Source organism: Bacillus sp. FSL M8-0025, from assembly GCF_037975475.1.
GTDB lineage: Bacteria > Bacillota > Bacilli > Bacillales > Bacillaceae > Bacillus > Bacillus subtilis.
In genome coordinates, this window is the sequence record NZ_CP150258.1 from 2,218,028 (window position 1) to 2,233,970 (window position 15,943).

General features: G+C 42.2%; 16 protein-coding genes and 1 riboswitch. Of the genes, 2 read left to right on the forward strand and 14 right to left on the reverse strand.

All coding sequences use genetic code 11. The features are described 5' to 3' along the window. Nucleotides 1–65 precede the first annotated feature (65 nt). The 8 genes from gudB to MKX38_RS11260 form a co-directional block, all read right to left on the reverse strand. Nucleotides 66–1,340: an NAD-specific glutamate dehydrogenase gene (gene gudB / locus MKX38_RS11225; RefSeq protein ID WP_003230536.1), complete on the reverse strand. Its 1,275-nt coding sequence runs from the start codon at nucleotides 1,338–1,340 to the stop codon at nucleotides 66–68. 155 nt (nucleotides 1,341–1,495) lie between these two features. Next, entirely contained in the window at nucleotides 1,496–2,080 is a 585-nt protein-coding gene (locus MKX38_RS11230) for a genetic competence negative regulator (RefSeq protein WP_003230533.1), read from the reverse strand. Nucleotides 2,081–2,238: 158 nt separating this feature from the next. Continuing rightward, the gene (locus tag MKX38_RS11235; protein WP_003230532.1) at nucleotides 2,239–3,018 is read right to left on the reverse strand and encodes a metallophosphoesterase; all 780 of its coding nucleotides are present in this window, start codon (nucleotides 3,016–3,018) and stop codon (nucleotides 2,239–2,241) included. 85 nt (nucleotides 3,019–3,103) lie between these two features. After that, a complete protein-coding gene (locus tag MKX38_RS11240) occupies nucleotides 3,104–3,547 on the reverse strand; it encodes a YpbF family protein (RefSeq protein WP_003230531.1) in 444 nt (147 codons plus the stop codon). A gap of 62 nt (nucleotides 3,548–3,609) precedes the next feature. Further along, complete coding sequence (locus MKX38_RS11245; protein WP_264099018.1) at nucleotides 3,610–4,332, reverse strand: LysM peptidoglycan-binding domain-containing protein; 723 nt, start codon at nucleotides 4,330–4,332, stop codon at nucleotides 3,610–3,612. After that, nucleotides 4,283–4,885: a CPBP family intramembrane glutamic endopeptidase gene (locus tag MKX38_RS11250; RefSeq protein ID WP_339187179.1), complete on the reverse strand. Its 603-nt coding sequence runs from the start codon at nucleotides 4,883–4,885 to the stop codon at nucleotides 4,283–4,285. The genes MKX38_RS11245 and MKX38_RS11250 overlap by 50 nt, the downstream gene beginning before the upstream one ends. A 26-nt stretch (nucleotides 4,886–4,911) precedes the next feature. Then, nucleotides 4,912–6,402, reverse strand: coding sequence for an ATP-dependent DNA helicase RecQ (locus MKX38_RS11255; RefSeq protein ID WP_015251799.1), 1,491 nt, complete (start codon nucleotides 6,400–6,402; stop codon nucleotides 4,912–4,914). Next, nucleotides 6,395–7,453 (reverse strand): helix-turn-helix domain-containing protein, encoded by a 1,059-nt coding sequence (locus MKX38_RS11260; protein WP_004398594.1) that lies wholly within the window; start codon nucleotides 7,451–7,453, stop codon nucleotides 6,395–6,397. The genes MKX38_RS11255 and MKX38_RS11260 overlap by 8 nt, the downstream gene beginning before the upstream one ends. A gap of 265 nt (nucleotides 7,454–7,718) precedes the next feature. Between MKX38_RS11260 and MKX38_RS11265 the strand changes: the two genes are divergently transcribed. Next, entirely contained in the window at nucleotides 7,719–7,967 is a 249-nt protein-coding gene (locus MKX38_RS11265) for a ferredoxin (RefSeq protein WP_003225461.1), read from the forward strand. A 39-nt stretch (nucleotides 7,968–8,006) separates the two neighbouring features. On the opposite strand, the gene fmnP is transcribed toward MKX38_RS11265, so the two are convergent. Next, entirely contained in the window at nucleotides 8,007–8,579 is a 573-nt protein-coding gene (fmnP, locus tag MKX38_RS11270) for a riboflavin transporter FmnP (protein WP_004399159.1), read from the reverse strand. A 154-nt stretch (nucleotides 8,580–8,733) separates the two neighbouring features. After that, a riboswitch (FMN riboswitch) is annotated at nucleotides 8,734–8,868 on the reverse strand. Between the two features lie 208 nt (nucleotides 8,869–9,076). Here fmnP and serA point away from each other — a divergent pair. Next, nucleotides 9,077–10,654, forward strand: a complete 1,578-nt coding sequence (gene serA, locus MKX38_RS11275) for a phosphoglycerate dehydrogenase (protein ID WP_004398713.1) — start codon at nucleotides 9,077–9,079, stop codon at nucleotides 10,652–10,654. Between the two features lie 42 nt (nucleotides 10,655–10,696). Here the strand turns inward: serA and aroD are convergent, their stop codons facing one another. From aroD to resD, 5 genes are all read right to left on the reverse strand, one after another. Next, a complete protein-coding gene (gene aroD, locus MKX38_RS11280; RefSeq protein WP_076458067.1) occupies nucleotides 10,697–11,464 on the reverse strand; it encodes a type I 3-dehydroquinate dehydratase in 768 nt (255 codons plus the stop codon). A 111-nt stretch (nucleotides 11,465–11,575) separates the two neighbouring features. Further along, the gene (rsiX, locus tag MKX38_RS11285) at nucleotides 11,576–12,682 is read right to left on the reverse strand and encodes an anti-sigma-X factor RsiX (RefSeq protein ID WP_339187181.1); all 1,107 of its coding nucleotides are present in this window, start codon (nucleotides 12,680–12,682) and stop codon (nucleotides 11,576–11,578) included. Then, complete coding sequence (sigX, locus tag MKX38_RS11290) at nucleotides 12,618–13,202, reverse strand: RNA polymerase sigma factor SigX (protein ID WP_003230521.1); 585 nt, start codon at nucleotides 13,200–13,202, stop codon at nucleotides 12,618–12,620. Before sigX ends, rsiX begins: the two co-directional genes overlap by 65 nt. Nucleotides 13,203–13,405: 203 nt before the next feature. Next, a complete protein-coding gene (gene resE, locus MKX38_RS11295) occupies nucleotides 13,406–15,175 on the reverse strand; it encodes a sensor histidine kinase ResE (RefSeq protein ID WP_015714187.1) in 1,770 nt (589 codons plus the stop codon). After that, a complete protein-coding gene (gene resD / locus MKX38_RS11300; protein ID WP_003246107.1) occupies nucleotides 15,172–15,894 on the reverse strand; it encodes a DNA-binding response regulator ResD in 723 nt (240 codons plus the stop codon). The genes resE and resD overlap by 4 nt, the downstream gene beginning before the upstream one ends. Between the last annotated feature and the right edge of the window lie 49 nt (nucleotides 15,895–15,943).

Here is a 15,943-nt window from a genome sequence, read left to right on the forward strand (position 1 = left end):
TTTCCGAATAAAAAAATCTCCTATTTTATCATAGGAGATTTTTTATTTTTATGCAAATCATCAACTTATATCCAGCCTCTAAAACGCGAAGCTTCAGCCATTTTGCGAACGCCGACCATATATGCAGCGAGCCTCATGTCAATTCTTCGGTTGTTAGCCATTTCATAAATATTGTTAAATGATTTGACCATCATTTTTTCTAATTTTTCTTCTACCTCTTCTTCACTCCAGTAGAAGCCTTGGTTATTCTGAACCCATTCAAAATAAGAAACTGTTACGCCACCGGCACTTGCCAGCACGTCTGGTACAAGCAGAATGTCCCGGTCTGAAAGAATTTTTGTTCCTTCAAGCGTTGTTGGTCCGTTCGCTGCTTCAACGACAATTTTAGCCCGGATATTATGGGCATTTTCTTCTGTAATTTGATTTTCAATCGCAGCAGGAACGAGAATATCACAATCCAGCTCCAGCAGCTCTTGGTTGGTAATGGTATCGTTGAAAAGCTTTGTTACGGTACCGAAGCTGTCGCGTCGGTCGAGTAAATAATCGATATCAAGGCCTTCCGGATCATAAAGTCCGCCATACGCATCTGAGATGCCGACAACTTTTGCCCCCGCATCATGCATAAATTTTGCCAAATAGCTTCCCGCGTTTCCGAAGCCTTGGACAACGACACGCGCACCTTTAATATCGATGCCTCTCTTCTTAGCCGCTTCTTTAATACAGATGGTAACACCTTTTGCTGTCGCAGATTCTCTCCCGTGAGATCCGCCAAGCACAAGCGGTTTGCCTGTAATAAATCCAGGCGAATTAAATTCATCAATTCTTGAATACTCATCCATCATCCAAGCCATGATTTGTGAGTTTGTAAATACATCCGGTGCCGGCACGTCTTTTGTCGGGCCGACAATTTGGCTGATCGCTCTGACATACCCTCTGCTCAGACGCTCCAGCTCTCTAAACGACATATCCCTTGGATCACAAACAATTCCGCCTTTACCACCGCCATATGGAAGATCAATTATGCCGCATTTTAAACTCATCCAAATTGAAAGCGCCTTCACCTCTTTTTCTGTTACGTTCGGGTGAAAACGTATCCCGCCTTTCGTTGGACCGACAGAGTCATTGTGCTGCGCACGATATCCTGTGAAAATCTTTACTGAACCGTCGTCCATACGAACAGGTATTTTTACCGTTAATAATCTCATCGGCTCTTTTAACAATTCGTATACCTCTTCGGGATATCCCAATTTTTCCAGAGCCTTATGTATTACGGTTTGGGTTGATTTTAATACATCAAGTTTGTCCTCTTCTGTATGACCGGTGTTTCGATCGGCTGCCATTTGAGTTAACCTCCTAGAATCTTCTGTTTCTCACATGCTCCCTTTCAGAGAATAGTATACACCTTCATATGATCTGTGCATAGAATAAACGTTATGTTTTTCCATGTTTTTTAACGAAAAAAAACTGCTGAAATCAGCAGTTTTCCGTTGCATTCTTATGAAAAATGAGTTTGTATCGTTTCTACGGCATTACCGTCCATAATGAGCTTACCATACTCTTGCAGGCGATAAATCGTTAAAGTTGTCGGATTGCCGTATTCAGCCAGAACCGCCACAACCCCTTCAGCCGTATGTGACCCTAGATCTTCAAGGCTTAAAAAGTACTGCCCGTCATAGTGGTAGACAGTTCCCCCTGTGATACCGATTCGCTGTAAGCTTTCTGAAAGCTGAATGATATCTTCAAAGGAATGGAATTGATATATGATGTCCGCGCTTTCATCAAGCTTGACTTGCATTTCGATGTAATCATCATCATACTCATCGTCTTCTGAATCGGCGTCTTGGTTCTTTGTTACAATCACGACCATCCCTTGTGCTTGGAGAGAATACACTTCTACTGCAATCGGTCCATTCGCTTCAAAGCCGAGCTCTGTATTTGCTTCATTCATCATATCTTTAAATAACTGGTGGACTTTAAATGAGTCCTTCCAGAGGTCTTCTTTTGTCAATCCCCGGTCTGTCAAATCATCGAGGGTTAAAAAGATTTTGATCTTATTATAATTCAGACGCTCAAGCCGCATAACGTTCCCTCCTGCCTCTACTTGCACACAAATCATATAACACATTATATGAGATGATGAGTCATAGGTTCTTAATTGTTATCAGTTTACACTGAGTTCACTAGTAAGACAAGCACAATGCAGTTTTTATTGCCATACGGATTTTTGCTTTTTAGAAGTTATTCTGGCCCGCAAAGAGTCACAATGTGAGTTTCAGGCTCAGCACCTAAACGAAGAGGCACTTTTGTCGTGCCGTAGCCGTTGCTGATCAGATATGCCGCGTTTTTAACAATACCTGTTTTCCCCAGTTCATAAGGACCGAATTTTCCAAACCTGATCTGGCCTCCATGGGTATGTCCGCTGAGTATCACATCAATACCGTCATCTTCATTGATTTGTTCATGAATCTCCGGATTATGGCAAACCAGAATATTCAGCTGGCTTTCATCAAGTTCTTTGATGGCTTCCTCATAATGATCCATCTCCATCCTGATATCATCAACCCCCGCAATCGCAATCGTATGCCCATTGTATGAAAACGGGACTGACTCATTTCTCAGAGTGATGACGCCGTGCGCTTTAAATATGGAATACAGCTTATGCTGCCTGACTTCATAATCATTATTCCCCCACACAAACACGATAGGGACCCCGAAATGTACGAGCCTTTTGATGTTTTCCTCGATTCTCGCACTGGGCACCCCGCCCTCAGCTAAATCACCGCCGATTATAACCAAGTGGGGGGCATGGCTTCGCGCTTTTTCTAAAAGGTCTTGATCGATGAGACGTTTGTGAATGTCTGAAATAAAAAAGATTGTGAGAGGCGGCTTGCCCTTCATCTTTGATAAAGGAAACGTATGTGTCTTCAAATGATTGCCTTTTGCTGTTGCATACATTTTTGCCGTCATTGCCGCTGCCGCAACAGTTAGTACACCGGCAATTTTCACTGATAGCTTCATAAAAAACTCTCCATTCTTTTTAGAATTTATCAATAAGACGGACAATAAAAAAAGACGTTTCTATCGTTTGAGAAAACGCCCCATTTTATTTACTTTCAAAATATAGATTAATGTCATATTTGTGCTTCATCATATGAAAAACAGACTCTCTCGCCTTCCATTTATCGGGCTGCGGCCAGAGATCAGTGCTTTTCTGAATAATTTCACATCTCAGTTTATGGAAATCAGTCTCGGATTTTTCTTCCTTTTTCTTGAAATAATATGAAGTGCAGTAGGCAAAAGCGGTTGCCAGCATCCAAAATAAATAAAAGGTATGGCTAAGTATTTCTTGAAGTATAAGCTGAGGCTCCGGGCTTTTGATCATGATCATAACACATAATAAGCCTAGGCAGATAAGTGAAGCCCATCGCCATCTGCGGCATTGTGCTGCATAATTTTCGAATTTTTGTTTTCGTTTTACCAGCGCTTGGAGCATCTGTTTGGTCGGCGCGTCTGTAAACTGATCCAGCTGATTCCATAAGGATTCCATACGCTTCACACCTTGTCCATTTTCATTGCTACAATATATGAACGTAAAATAAAAATAATACCCTATTCATCCATTAAAGGGATGTCCAAAACTTGTCCGGTGTAAACATCATTTCCATTCAGATGATTATATGCTCGAATTTTTTCTTCTCCTGTCCGGCTTTTATAATACTTCATGGAAATGCGGTATAGCGTTTCTTTCTTTTGGACGGTGTGCTTGACAACGCGATTCGGCACATTTTGAACTGGCTCAGCTGGCTGTTCTTGCTGTTGTACTGTTGATTGGGAAGAGGAAGCAGCCGCGGCGGTTGCTTCCTCCTTATTTGCCGAGTCTTCTTTTTCCGCTACAGCAGTCTGTTTCTTATCAGCAGCTGTTTGCTCTTTTGGCTTGGAATCTTCTGGCTCTTTTTTTGACTCCTTCTGCAGTGCGGTTTCTTTAGTGTCTGCGGTATCGTTTTTATCCTCTGATTTCGGGACAACCTCATATTTGCTTTGGCTGCTGTCAATAAAAACATCTTCATAATCGTCATGATTATCCGGGTGGCTCTTTAGATAAAATAAGGTGACTAAAACAATAACCGGCACAAATACAAATATTACTGCGAGTACTGTGAATAATGGCGTTTTTGTTTTGCCTTGCTTTTTTTTCTGTTCTCTTTGATTTTTTACAGATTGTCTTGTCGGAAGGCTTTCTCCATCATCGACATAATCGTCCGCCAATGCGGCGTTTTGATCTTCATAAAGATTCTGGGCTTTTCTTCTCTCTACTCTCGACATGTTCGTCATGTTTATCCCTCCTCACATGTTCAAAACGAATCTGACAGGCAAACACGGCATCAATGATAAAATGCGCCGTCATCGGAACAAATAAGTTGCCGGTCCATTCATACATCAGACCGAGCAAAAAGCTGATTGCTGTCACCATAATAAATAACAGCCATTTTGACAAATACCGAAAGTGCAGAGCGGCAAATATAAGGCTGGCCGTCCATAAACCGATATGAGTCTGCAGCACTCCTCTGAATAACATTTCTTCCGCGAAAGCAATCAGAAGCGTTAAAAATATAATATGAGGGATTGACCTCTTACTGAATATTTTTTTATTGATTCCGCCGTCATCATGTAAATGAGACGGAAACCATTTCATTACTGCCATATCGGCTAAAATAACAATAACAGCTATAGAAACACCATACCAGATGATTCGCATATCGCGAATGTCCCAGAGCTTTAATACGTCCCGTACATCCTCAAAAAAGAACAGTCCTGCTGCAGCAGCGGCAAAGATGATGAGTAGCTGCGTCAAATATAACTGCTTCAGCATATCATGGTCAGTCATATGCTGAATATAATCTTTTTGCTGTTTCAGTTCAGCTCACCTACAGTCTGCAAGCTGAATATCCGGTGCAATTCCGAACTCCAGCTGTCTAATGGCGCCATTTTACTCCGTTCCCCTTTTTGTTCATACAAGGATAAATCAAAACCGCAATGTGAACAGCACGGGAGGTTTCCGTCATCAGGCTCGTATGATTCATCAAAGTAGGTTAACAGTGCCTGCCTTAAACAGCCGTCACGCTGAAGCAAAAATGATACACGGTGCATTTTTTCCAGCTTCAGCTCCATGCGATATGAAATTTCTTTCTTCATCAGTTCAACTGATGTTTTTCCCTGCATAAAGAGATGAATCATCATACGGGCCTGTGTCTCTCCAACGCCATACTGAAGTAATACGTCACGCAGCCTTCTCTCATCCCGCTCCTCCGTCTTCTCTAGCACACGGATCACGTCGGCGATTTCTTCAGCTGTGACACTCTCCATCTGGATAATCTGTTCCTGCAATTCAAAATCCCCTGGCGCCCGCAGCAAAATGCTGACACTCGGCTTTCCATCACGGCCCGCTCTGCCGATTTCCTGCATAAAAGCTTCTGCCGTCTGCGGGAGGTGAAAATGAATCACATATCTGATATCGGGTTTATCGACACCCATTCCAAACGCATTCGTACAACATATCACATCAAGCTGGTTATGAATAAACTGCTGCTGAATTAAAATCCGGTCCCCTGACTCCAAACCGCCATGGTAAAAGTCGGCTCTGCTGCTCGTTTTGCTTTTAATTTCACCCGCTAATTCCTCGGCCCATTTCCGTGTCGGACAATAAACAATTCCCGGACCTTGCAGGTTTTCAACCAGCTGAATGACCCTATCTATTTTTTCGGCAGTATCCGCCGCATTTTCAACCCTCAGTGCGATGTTTGGGCGGTTGACTGAGTTGAGATGGCGTACAGCATGCTGCAGCTCCAGCAGGTTCATGACATCTTGCAGCGTTTCCTTTGTAGCCGTGGCGGTCAATGCCAGAACGGGTGGGTGTCCAAGTTTTTTTCTCAGCTGTCCGAGCTTTGAATAATCAGGCCTGAAGTCGTGTCCCCATTCAGAAATACAATGCGCTTCGTCAATAACAAATAGGCTAATCGGAACGCTTTTCAATTTTTCCAATACATATGGAGACTGTAAAGCTTCAGGAGACAAGTACAAAAATTTATATCGATGAATATGTTCTAAAACAAATTGTCTTTCCTGCCTGTTAAGCATGCTGTTCAAAGCTGCAGCACGCTTTTCCCCCCGGGCTTTGAGCTGCTGCACCTGATCCTCCATTAAAGAAAGCAGTGGAGAAACGATTAATACCATGCCGTCAAGCATATAACCAGGCAGCTGGTAGCAAAGCGATTTCCCTCCCCCAGTCGGGAGCATTGCAATGGTATCCTTCCCGCTGAGTATGCTTTCAATAATGTCCTGCTGCCCTTTTTTAAAGGAAGTAAAACCAAAAAACTGATATAACGTTTGCTGTAATTTAGTCATATTGCTGCACCTGCTTTGTCAATGCCAGTCTGATTTGAAAGTAGCTGAACCGCTGTTCCAGCCCGTCGCGAATTTGTTTGATTTTATTCGTCCGCATCCGTTTGGCAAACTCTGCGATTTGAAGCTGGTCTTCTGCTGATACATAGTCATTAATCATAAACGCAGGCTCATGGAGAGAAATCTCGACAATGTGGTCTTCAATCGTCGCTGTTTTCAGCTTTCTGATTTCAGCAATTCGCTGTATCGGAAACCCTTGTTTGACCATCTGCCATGTTTTCCTCGTCGACTCTGTCAGGGCATTATCTAAGTGCACATCAGAAAGGAGATCCTTTAACAAAGCATCTTCACACTCCGGAAGAGAATGAATAAAATAATGTACCGAAGCCCAAAACATGATATAGACATACCATTCGTCTTCTTTCAGCGTATCAGCAAGCTGCCTGCTCGTATAACCGATCCGATGGTGCGAGGTTAAGGAGTAGACAAAAATTTGCGCTGCTTTGTTTTCAATCTTTTTCAAATGCGCCTCAAGCATGGCAAAAAGGCTTTTTGCCATCTCTATATGATCCGTATGCCGGGACAGGTATTTCTTTACCCAGTGAAGTGTCTTATGATCCTTTGTGACAGGGATATACTGCCTGCTCCCTTGCTGTTTATGGGATAGGACCTGCACAAGCAGCGAAAGCCTTTTCCAAAGCACGCCGGCAGCCTGCTGATAATGAGCGCCGTGACAATGAACGGGCCAAGGCCGCTCGCTAAGGGCATGTCTCAAAACTGCTGCGCCGCTGGCTGTCACTTTGTATGTATCTGATTCAGACATTGGCGCGAGATATGAATGCTTTTCAAGCTTGTCAAGCGACGCAGAAATATCGCTTCTCGAACATTTTGCCGCCATTCCAAAGTATTTTGCAGTCTGAAATAAGCCGGCATCTTGAATGGTCTGTGACGATCTCTTGCCTTTGAATAGGTGAAAAACAGCGCTTCCCGACCGTTCCCCGTTTATTTTGCAAAGACAATCGAGAACCATAATATCGAAGTAATTTAATGACAACCTATCCACCTACATTCTTCCTGACAAAAATCGTTGATTTGCTCTTTTTATTTTAACAGATTTCAAACAGAAATCGACGTTTAAAGTCATCATTAAGGGGGATGTTATGTAGATAACCCCTTATGTGATAAGCATTCTCAATCATTTTTCTGTTGAAATGTGGCAGCAACATCATTACAATAAGTAAGAGGAATAGGTGTTAAATTGATTAAATATAAAGATTGATCCATTTGTTCCACCAAGAACAATCTGGGAGGTTTTATTCATGGCAAAGTACACAATCGTAGACAAAGATACATGTATTGCATGCGGCGCTTGCGGAGCTGCTGCACCAGACATTTACGATTACGATGATGAAGGCATCGCGTTCGTAACGCTTGATGAAAACAAAGGTGTTGTCGAAGTTCCTGAGGTACTGGAAGAAGATATGATTGACGCATTTGAAGGATGCCCTACTGATTCCATCAAAGTGGCGGATGAGCCATTTGAAGGCGACCCGCTTAAATTTGAATAGAAGTAACTAAAAAAAGCTCCCGAACGGGAGCTTTTTTATTTAATGGATATGTGCACTTCGCTGCTGCTCAATCCATGGCTTAAGCTTGATAAAAATTAGTGAGAATACAACCGTAATTACAATACCTTTTATCATGTTAAACGGCAGGATACCTGCGACGACTGCTGTTTTTAGCGCGCTGTCGGATAATGCCGGTGAATGTAAAAACCACGTGTATGCCGGAAGAATCAGAACATAATTTAAAATACTCATTAAAATGGTCATCGCTGCAGTTCCCAAAAGCAGGCTGACAGCCAAGCCCTTTGCTGAGTTGAGTTTTTTAAATAAGAAAGCAGTCGGTAATATAAAGAGTGTTCCTGCAATAAAATTCGCAACTTGCCCTACAGGAACTCCGGCCATGCTTCCCTGAATGATATACTGAAGAACATTTTTTATCGCTTCTACGGCAATACCCGCCAAAGGTCCGTAAATCAGAATGGCAATAATAGCGGGAACGTCGCTAAAATCGATTTTTAAATAATCCGGAAGACCCGGAAACGGGAAATTTAACAGCATCAAAACAAATGCAATGCTGCTCAGCATGCTGACCACAACTAATTTTTTTACTTTCACTTCATTCTCTCCTTTTCGATCACATCTTACTCGAAAACGGAAAGGTTCTTTTCCAGCCAATAAAAAAACCGCTTCATATATAAAAGCGGGGTTTCGAAAATTAGGCTAGGCAAAGAAACGTTTGAAAAATTTCAATTTCAAAACGCTTATGAACCTCCATCTTCTCCCATCCAGACTGTACTGTCGGCTCCGGAATCTCACCGAATCCTGCTGTAAAGACAGCTCGCGGGCTTAGAGCCATTGGCTCATCACCGCCGGTAGGGAATTTCACCCTGCCCCGAAGATTGATCATATGAAATTTAATTACATTATAAACGATAACTGGTTGGCTGTATAGAGAATTGCTTCAAATTAAATATATTACCTGCAAGCTGTCAGATCATTGATTTATTAGGCTTTACTTTTATCCTTTACTGCGTCAATACACGTTGACACTCTTTTGAGAATATGTTAAATTATCAGATATTTAGTTTGTCAATTTAGGAGGAAATCTAACGATGTTTCGAGTATTGGTCTCAGACAAAATGAGCAACGACGGTTTACAGCCACTTATTGAATCAGACTTTATTGAAATCGTTCAAAAAAACGTAGCAGATGCAGAAGATGAATTACATACTTTTGATGCTCTTTTGGTGCGAAGCGCGACAAAAGTAACAGAAGACCTTTTCAACAAAATGACTTCTTTAAAAATTGTCGGAAGAGCCGGTGTCGGTGTCGATAATATCGATATTGATGAGGCTACGAAACACGGGGTAATCGTGATCAATGCTCCGAACGGCAACACCATTTCGACAGCTGAGCATACATTTGCAATGATCTCTTCTTTAATGAGACACATTCCGCAGGCTAATATCTCAGTGAAATCCAGAGAGTGGAACCGCACAGCTTATGTCGGTTCAGAGCTTTATGGAAAAACGCTTGGTATTGTAGGATTAGGCCGAATCGGAAGTGAAATTGCACAGCGTGCAAGAGCGTTCGGTATGACTGTGCACGTTTTTGATCCTTTCTTAACGGAAGAAAGAGCGAAAAAAATCGGCGTAAACAGCCGTACATTTGAAGAAGTGCTTGAAAGTGCGGATATCATTACCGTTCACACGCCTTTAACAAAAGAAACAAAAGGCTTATTGAATAAAGAAACGATTGCAAAAACGAAAAAAGGCGTTCGCTTAATTAACTGTGCGCGAGGCGGAATTATCGATGAAGCAGCACTTCTCGAAGCTTTGGAAAACGGGCATGTTGCGGGAGCAGCGCTTGACGTTTTCGAAGTCGAACCGCCAGTTGACAACAAACTTGTTGATCATCCATTAGTCATTGCCACTCCTCACTTAGGAGCATCAACGAAAGAAGCACAGCTCAATGTCGCCGCCCAAGTGTCAGAAGAAGTTCTGCAGTTCGCAAAAGGCCTGCCTGTCATGTCAGCTATCAACCTGCCTGCCATGACAAAAGATGAATTTGCTAAAATTAAGCCTTACCATCAAATTGCAGGAAAAATTGGCAGCCTTGTATCACAGTGCATGAAAGAACCAGTACAGGATGTTGCCATTCAATATGAAGGCACAATTGCTAAACTTGAAACATCGTTCATTACAAAAGCCCTTCTGTCAGGCTTTTTAAAACCGCGCGTAGACTCTACTGTTAATGAGGTCAATGCCGGGGGTGTCGCAAAAGAACGCGGCATTAGCTTCAGTGAAAAAATTTCCTCTTCTGAATCTGGATACGATAACTGCATCAGCGTAAAAGTGACAGGAGACCGCAGCACCTTTACTGTAACGGCTACGTATATTCCTCATTTCGGAGAACGAATTGTCGAGATCAATGGATTTAATATTGATTTTTATCCGACAGGTCACTTGGTGTATATCCAGCATCAAGATACAACAGGTGTCATCGGCCGAGTAGGACGTATTCTCGGAGATAATGATATTAACATTGCAACTATGCAGGTTGGCCGTAAGGAAAAAGGCGGAGAAGCCATCATGATGCTTTCCTTTGACAGACATCTGGAAGATAAAATTGTGAAAGAACTAACAAATGTCCCTGATATTGTGTCTGTGAAGCTCATTGATCTGCCATAATTAAAAAAACTCAAGCTATATAGCTTGAGTTTTTTTATTGTTCTATCCCCGTGTGTTTTTATGCAAAATATCTAAGACACTCCTTAGCTCAGAAACAGGAATTTGGCCTGGTGCGGACGCCTCTTCTCCAGCTCCAAAAGTACAAGCCGATCCAAAAACCTCACCGCTCAGCCTGCTGATGAGCCCTGTTGCAGCCATTGACATTGTAATAATGGGACGGTCTGCATATTTTGTTTTCATTGTATATGTCGCATCAAGCAGCGTTAGGAGATCTCCAGTATCATTCGGCATAACAGCCATTTTGGGAATATGCCCCCCTAAATCCTGCATTTTCCGAAGTCTTGAAAGAATCTCATCTTTCGAAGGCGTTTTTTCAAAGTCGTGATTTGACATCACCACATAGACGTTGTTTTCTTCCGCCATCGATACTAACGCTTTTACATGTGCATCTCCTGAAAATAATTCGATGTCTATCAGATCGATGTCTTTTGTTTGGATTGCCGATTCCAGCAAAGCAAGATAGGAGCTTCCGTCCATCTCCATGTTCCCGCCCTCTTTGTGGGTTCTGAATGTAAATAGAAATAGCTTGTCTCCTAAAGATTTACGAAGCTTAGAAATGAGCTTTGTGACCGCTTCTCTGTCATTCGCTTTTTCAAATACGTCGACTCTCCATTCAACAATGTCCGGATTCAGTAATTTTACTGCCTCTGCTTCATTCAGAATTTGTTTTTCCGTCTTTCCCATCAGCGGAACGATGATTTTCGGCATTCCTTCCCCGATGGAAACTCCTTTAATTGTTAACACGTTCACTCATCTCAAATCCTTTCAATCGTTACCTTGTTTTATTATACACGTACAACTTTTTTTTGAAAATTTCTATTATATGAATAGCAACTAAAAAAGAGCCTTAAAGGGCTCTTTTTAGTTTAAGGAAATCGGATTTGGAGCAGCTGGCACCGGAATTGCATCTGATATGTCATATTTGCCGATTTTTTTCGTTCTGGTTTCCGCAAAGGTCACTTCTGTGAAGCCAAACTCTTTTGCGGTTAAAAGAAGTCCCTCAATCATTAAAATACCGGCAATAGAATCCTCAACTTCTGAGTCCTTTGAAAAGCGGATATATAAGTGTTTCTGTTTCTTCGTTACAGATTGGACAGCACCCGCTTGAATAAGAGGTGTCGTATCTTCTTGGCTGCTCGATTCCATTTCCTTAATCGCTTCTTTTACTGTATCAAAAGAATGATTTGACGGAACGAGAAAGTCTTGTCCTTGTTTATTTTGGTACAAGTAGTAGGATCGTTTTGACTGTTTGGGAATCGAAATTTCCGTAAAAGTGCCATATGAGCCAATCCGAACCCCAGTCTCATTTTGATCCGATAAAAATTTGACTTTTTCATAAGGACTCCATTTTAAGGATTCTTTAAGCAATTTTTTTAACAGTGTATCATCTTTTACAGAAAATGCCGTAGCTGGCTGATGGACTCGTATACTTAATTCCTTCTGCTTTGGTTTTTCCTTTATTTCTACTTCATCTATGAAGGTTGGAATTGTAATGGCATGATCAAGGATGCCCAATTCACTACTTTCAAACAGCATATCCTGGATCGTTTGGTCTGCATTTGTTTTTTGGATGCTGACGGGTATGATTGCGGATGTATCGGCATCAGCAACTGCTACAGTGATGTAATTGTCTTGTTCCTTTTCAGGTACAACAAACGATGTATGATCCAGGGATGATGCAGCTTTTGGGCTGTCTTCTGTCTCAGTTTTCGTTACTGCGTTCTCTTGGGACGCTTCTTTTTGTTGAGGCTGTGCCTGATCAAAGAAATGAGGAGAAATAATGAAGGCGATATAAACCGCAATTGCAGCGGCACACGCGGGGCCAATCCACTTGACAGCGGGCTTATTTTTACGCTTTGCCATCGTCAGCCGCTTGTAAATATCCTGAGGCGAACGATGGTCTTTAACTGCCGGAAGTTGACTTAACAACTCCTTTATCTGTTCTTCGTTCCATTCTGACTTCATCATCCATTAGCTCCTCCCTCAAAAGCTCCATATGTTTCCGAAGTACTTTGAGCCCTCTGTGTTGGGTCGTTTTTACTTTGCTTTCCGAGAAGCGCAGAGCCTTGGCTGTTTCCTGTATTGAATATCCCTGAATAAACCGCAAGATAATCACAGCTCTTTGATCGATTGTACATTGATCAAGCGCAGCATAAATTTCCCGGACATTTTCATGTTGAACGGCAAGTTCGTCCGGTAGCAATTGCTGATCCCTGACATCCTGTGTATCCCAGTCAAATGTACCGAGTATACGCTGTCTGATTGTTTGCTGTTTACGGAACCAGTCTATCGCAACATGGCGTGCGATAGACAATAGCCATGTTTTTTCACTGCTTCTTCCTTCAAACGTATGATAAGAATTTAATACCCGGATATAAACCTCTTGAAGAAGGTCTTCTGTCTGGTTTTTATCCTTTACCATATAAAATAAAAATTGGTACAAATCTTGATGATATGTATCATATAATAATTGAAAGGTTTCTTCCATTTGAAACCCCTCCGTTCACTTTTTTGTCGTATGAATAGCTTGAAAAGTTACATTACAACTATATTACGAGTAACTGGAATTTGGAAGGGAATTTATATTAACATATCCTTAAATTTTATTAATGTTGGCTATTAAAAAAACACCCGCTTAGTCAGCGGGTGTTTCTTATGGAACAAGATTCTTCGGCAAATTCAGACTCGATTTTATCGTTTTGTCGGAATATAAAAAGTAAATGTTGTTCCTTTATCTATTCGGCTGTGCACAGTGATTGATCCGTTGTGGGCTTCCACGATATTTTTAACGATAGCCAGCCCTAACCCGGTTCCTGCTCTGCCCCTTGTCCGCGCTTTATCTGCCTTATAAAACCGTTCAAAGATAAATGGCAGATCTTCTTCCGGTATGCCGGACCCGGAGTCTTTGATATCAATTTTCAATCCATCCTTCACAGAATGGACTGAAATGGAGACACTGCCGCCGGCTGAAGTATGCCGCAGCGCGTTATCGATCAAATTGGTAAATACCTGCTCCATCTTGTCTTCATCAAACATAAATTCCTCTTCTGTGAGAGAAATGTCATGATGTAAAGCAATATTTTTTTCTTTAGCAACACCGGAAAACTTCCGAATGATCTTTTCTAAAAACTCATTCACATTGATTTTTTCATAATGTAAGCCTGTATGGCCTGATTCCATTCGGGCTAAATCAAGCAAATCATTAACTAAACGGCCCATTCGGAGCGATTCGTCATAAATGATTTGGGCAATTTCTTTCCGGTCTTCTTCAGAGCTTGCAATGTCATCAACAATTGCTTCACTGTATCCCTGAAGCATGGAGATCGGTGTTCTCAGCTCATGACTGACATTTGCGATAAAGTCCTCCCGCAGCTTATCAAGGCGGCGTTCTTCTGTCATGTCACGCAGTACGGCAACCGCTCCTCTGACGTGCGATTCCGCATAAAGCGGCGACATCAAAAGCACCCATGATCTGCCTTGAAGCGTCATCTCAATCATTTGTTCTTTTTCAGTGCTGACAGCGTTTTGAAACAGCTCTTTTGCTTCAGGCGGAAGGTTGTCGCCTTCTTTGATATTCATGTTCTGTTCATAATACCAAGCCTGAAGAAAACGTTCAGCCGGCGGGTTGGTCACAAGAATCGTACCGTCAATATTAATGGTAATAACCCCGTCAGCCATACTGCTCAAAATGTTAGAAAGCTGCTCTTTTTCTTGATTGAGCGCATTGATATGAAAGTTAAGCTGCCGGCCCATTTGATTAAAAGCGGTCGCCAGTTCACCGATTTCATCCTGAGTTAAAATCGGGATTTTTGTATCGAACTTGCCCTTCGCCAAATCCTGCGCGCCTTCTCTCATTTTTCGGAGAGGGTACGTGACCCTGCTTGATAAAAAGAATGCGAAAAATGTGGTCAGCACAATCGCAATTCCAGCGGCAAGAAAAATATAGCGGGTCGTATGTTTTGTTGTATCTTTAACGGCAAGCAAAGACTGGGATAAAAAGACCATGCCTTTCTTTCCGTCTTTTTCATACGGGACACCTACAATCAGGCGTTCATTATCCGTGTCTGTATCGCTCAATCCCGTCCGTTTGCTTACTTTTTTATGGTCTTTGAGAGCTTTATTTAAGTCTTTGTCATGCTGTATTTGCTCAACCGTAATAGACGACAGGCGATTTTTATCATTCGGAGAATACCAGTGGTTCTTCTCATCCTGGATGATGGCAATGCTTGTTAAGTTATCAGCGAGCTCCCAAGTGATTGACCTTGCCAGTGCCTGGTCCTCGTGATTTTCTAGGATGACAGCAACTTTATTCGCAAGCTGTGTTAAATCATTCTCGGCTTCTTCCACATGGTAGTTTTCAATAAACTCCAGCAAAAGAACCGTTAAAATGAACAATACGATCAAGACGAGTGAAAGGATCGTAAACCACAGCTTGCCTACTACGCTTTTCCAAAATTTCATTCAGCGCCGACCTCAAATTTATAACCTACACCCCATACGGTGACAATTTTTTTCGCAGCCTCCGGAGAAACCTTGTTCAGCTTCTCTCTCAAGCGTTTGACGTGAGTGTCCACTGTCCGTAAATCACCAAAAAACTCATATTGCCACACTTCTTTCAGAAGCTTTTCCCGATCATACACCTTGTCAGGCGTTTTCGCTAAGAAATATAGAAGCTCATACTCTTTTGGCGTCAGGCTCACTTCTGTTCCATCAGCTGTTACGCGGTGAGCATCATGGTCTATGGACAGATGTGAAAACACGAGCACATTTTTCGTCGGTGTATTGGCATTGAAATAAGAGGTTTGGGATGCTCTTCTCAAAAGGGCCTTTACACGCAGCACGACTTCTCTCGGGCTGAACGGCTTAACAATATAATCATCTGTTCCCGCTTCAAACCCCTGCACCCGGTTTGCTTCTTCTCCTTTTGCGGTCAGCATAATAATGGGTGTCGCTTTTTTTTCACGAATTTGCCGGCACACTTCAATTCCATCAGTCCCCGGCATCATCAGATCAAGCAAAATTAAGTCATAATTGGCTTCAAGCCCTTTGGCAATGGCCTCATCACCATTTTCCGCTTCATCTATAGCATAATTTTCACGTTCAAGATACATTCTTAAAAGGCGGCGAATTCTGGCTTCGTCATCAACTACTAATATTTTTGTTTCGTTCGTTTGGTCCATGTTTTCCCCCTGCTTTCCTTCTGTTACTTTCATTTTATCAAATCGTGAG

Excerpts from the sequence above, each read along its gene's own strand:
- gudB (WP_003230536.1), bottom strand. The coding sequence starts at position 1,340 with ATGGCAGCCGATCGAAACACCGGTCATACAGAAGAGGACAAACTTGAT.
- MKX38_RS11230 (WP_003230533.1), bottom strand. The coding sequence starts at position 2,080 with ATGCGGCTTGAGCGTCTGAATTATAATAAGATCAAAATCTTTTTAACC.
- MKX38_RS11235 (WP_003230532.1), bottom strand. The coding sequence starts at position 3,018 with ATGAAGCTATCAGTGAAAATTGCCGGTGTACTAACTGTTGCGGCAGCG.
- MKX38_RS11240 (WP_003230531.1), bottom strand. The coding sequence starts at position 3,547 with ATGGAATCCTTATGGAATCAGCTGGATCAGTTTACAGACGCGCCGACC.
- MKX38_RS11245 (WP_264099018.1), bottom strand. The coding sequence starts at position 4,332 with ATGACGAACATGTCGAGAGTAGAGAGAAGAAAAGCCCAGAATCTTTAT.
- MKX38_RS11250 (WP_339187179.1), bottom strand. The coding sequence starts at position 4,885 with ATGACTGACCATGATATGCTGAAGCAGTTATATTTGACGCAGCTACTC.
- MKX38_RS11255 (WP_015251799.1), bottom strand. The coding sequence starts at position 6,402 with ATGACTAAATTACAGCAAACGTTATATCAGTTTTTTGGTTTTACTTCC.
- MKX38_RS11265 (WP_003225461.1), top strand. The coding sequence starts at position 7,719 with ATGGCAAAGTACACAATCGTAGACAAAGATACATGTATTGCATGCGGC.
- serA (WP_004398713.1), top strand. The coding sequence starts at position 9,077 with ATGTTTCGAGTATTGGTCTCAGACAAAATGAGCAACGACGGTTTACAG.
- rsiX (WP_339187181.1), bottom strand. The coding sequence starts at position 12,682 with ATGATGAAGTCAGAATGGAACGAAGAACAGATAAAGGAGTTGTTAAGT.
- sigX (WP_003230521.1), bottom strand. The coding sequence starts at position 13,202 with ATGGAAGAAACCTTTCAATTATTATATGATACATATCATCAAGATTTG.
- resE (WP_015714187.1), bottom strand. The coding sequence starts at position 15,175 with ATGAAATTTTGGAAAAGCGTAGTAGGCAAGCTGTGGTTTACGATCCTT.
- resD (WP_003246107.1), bottom strand. The coding sequence starts at position 15,894 with ATGGACCAAACGAACGAAACAAAAATATTAGTAGTTGATGACGAAGCC.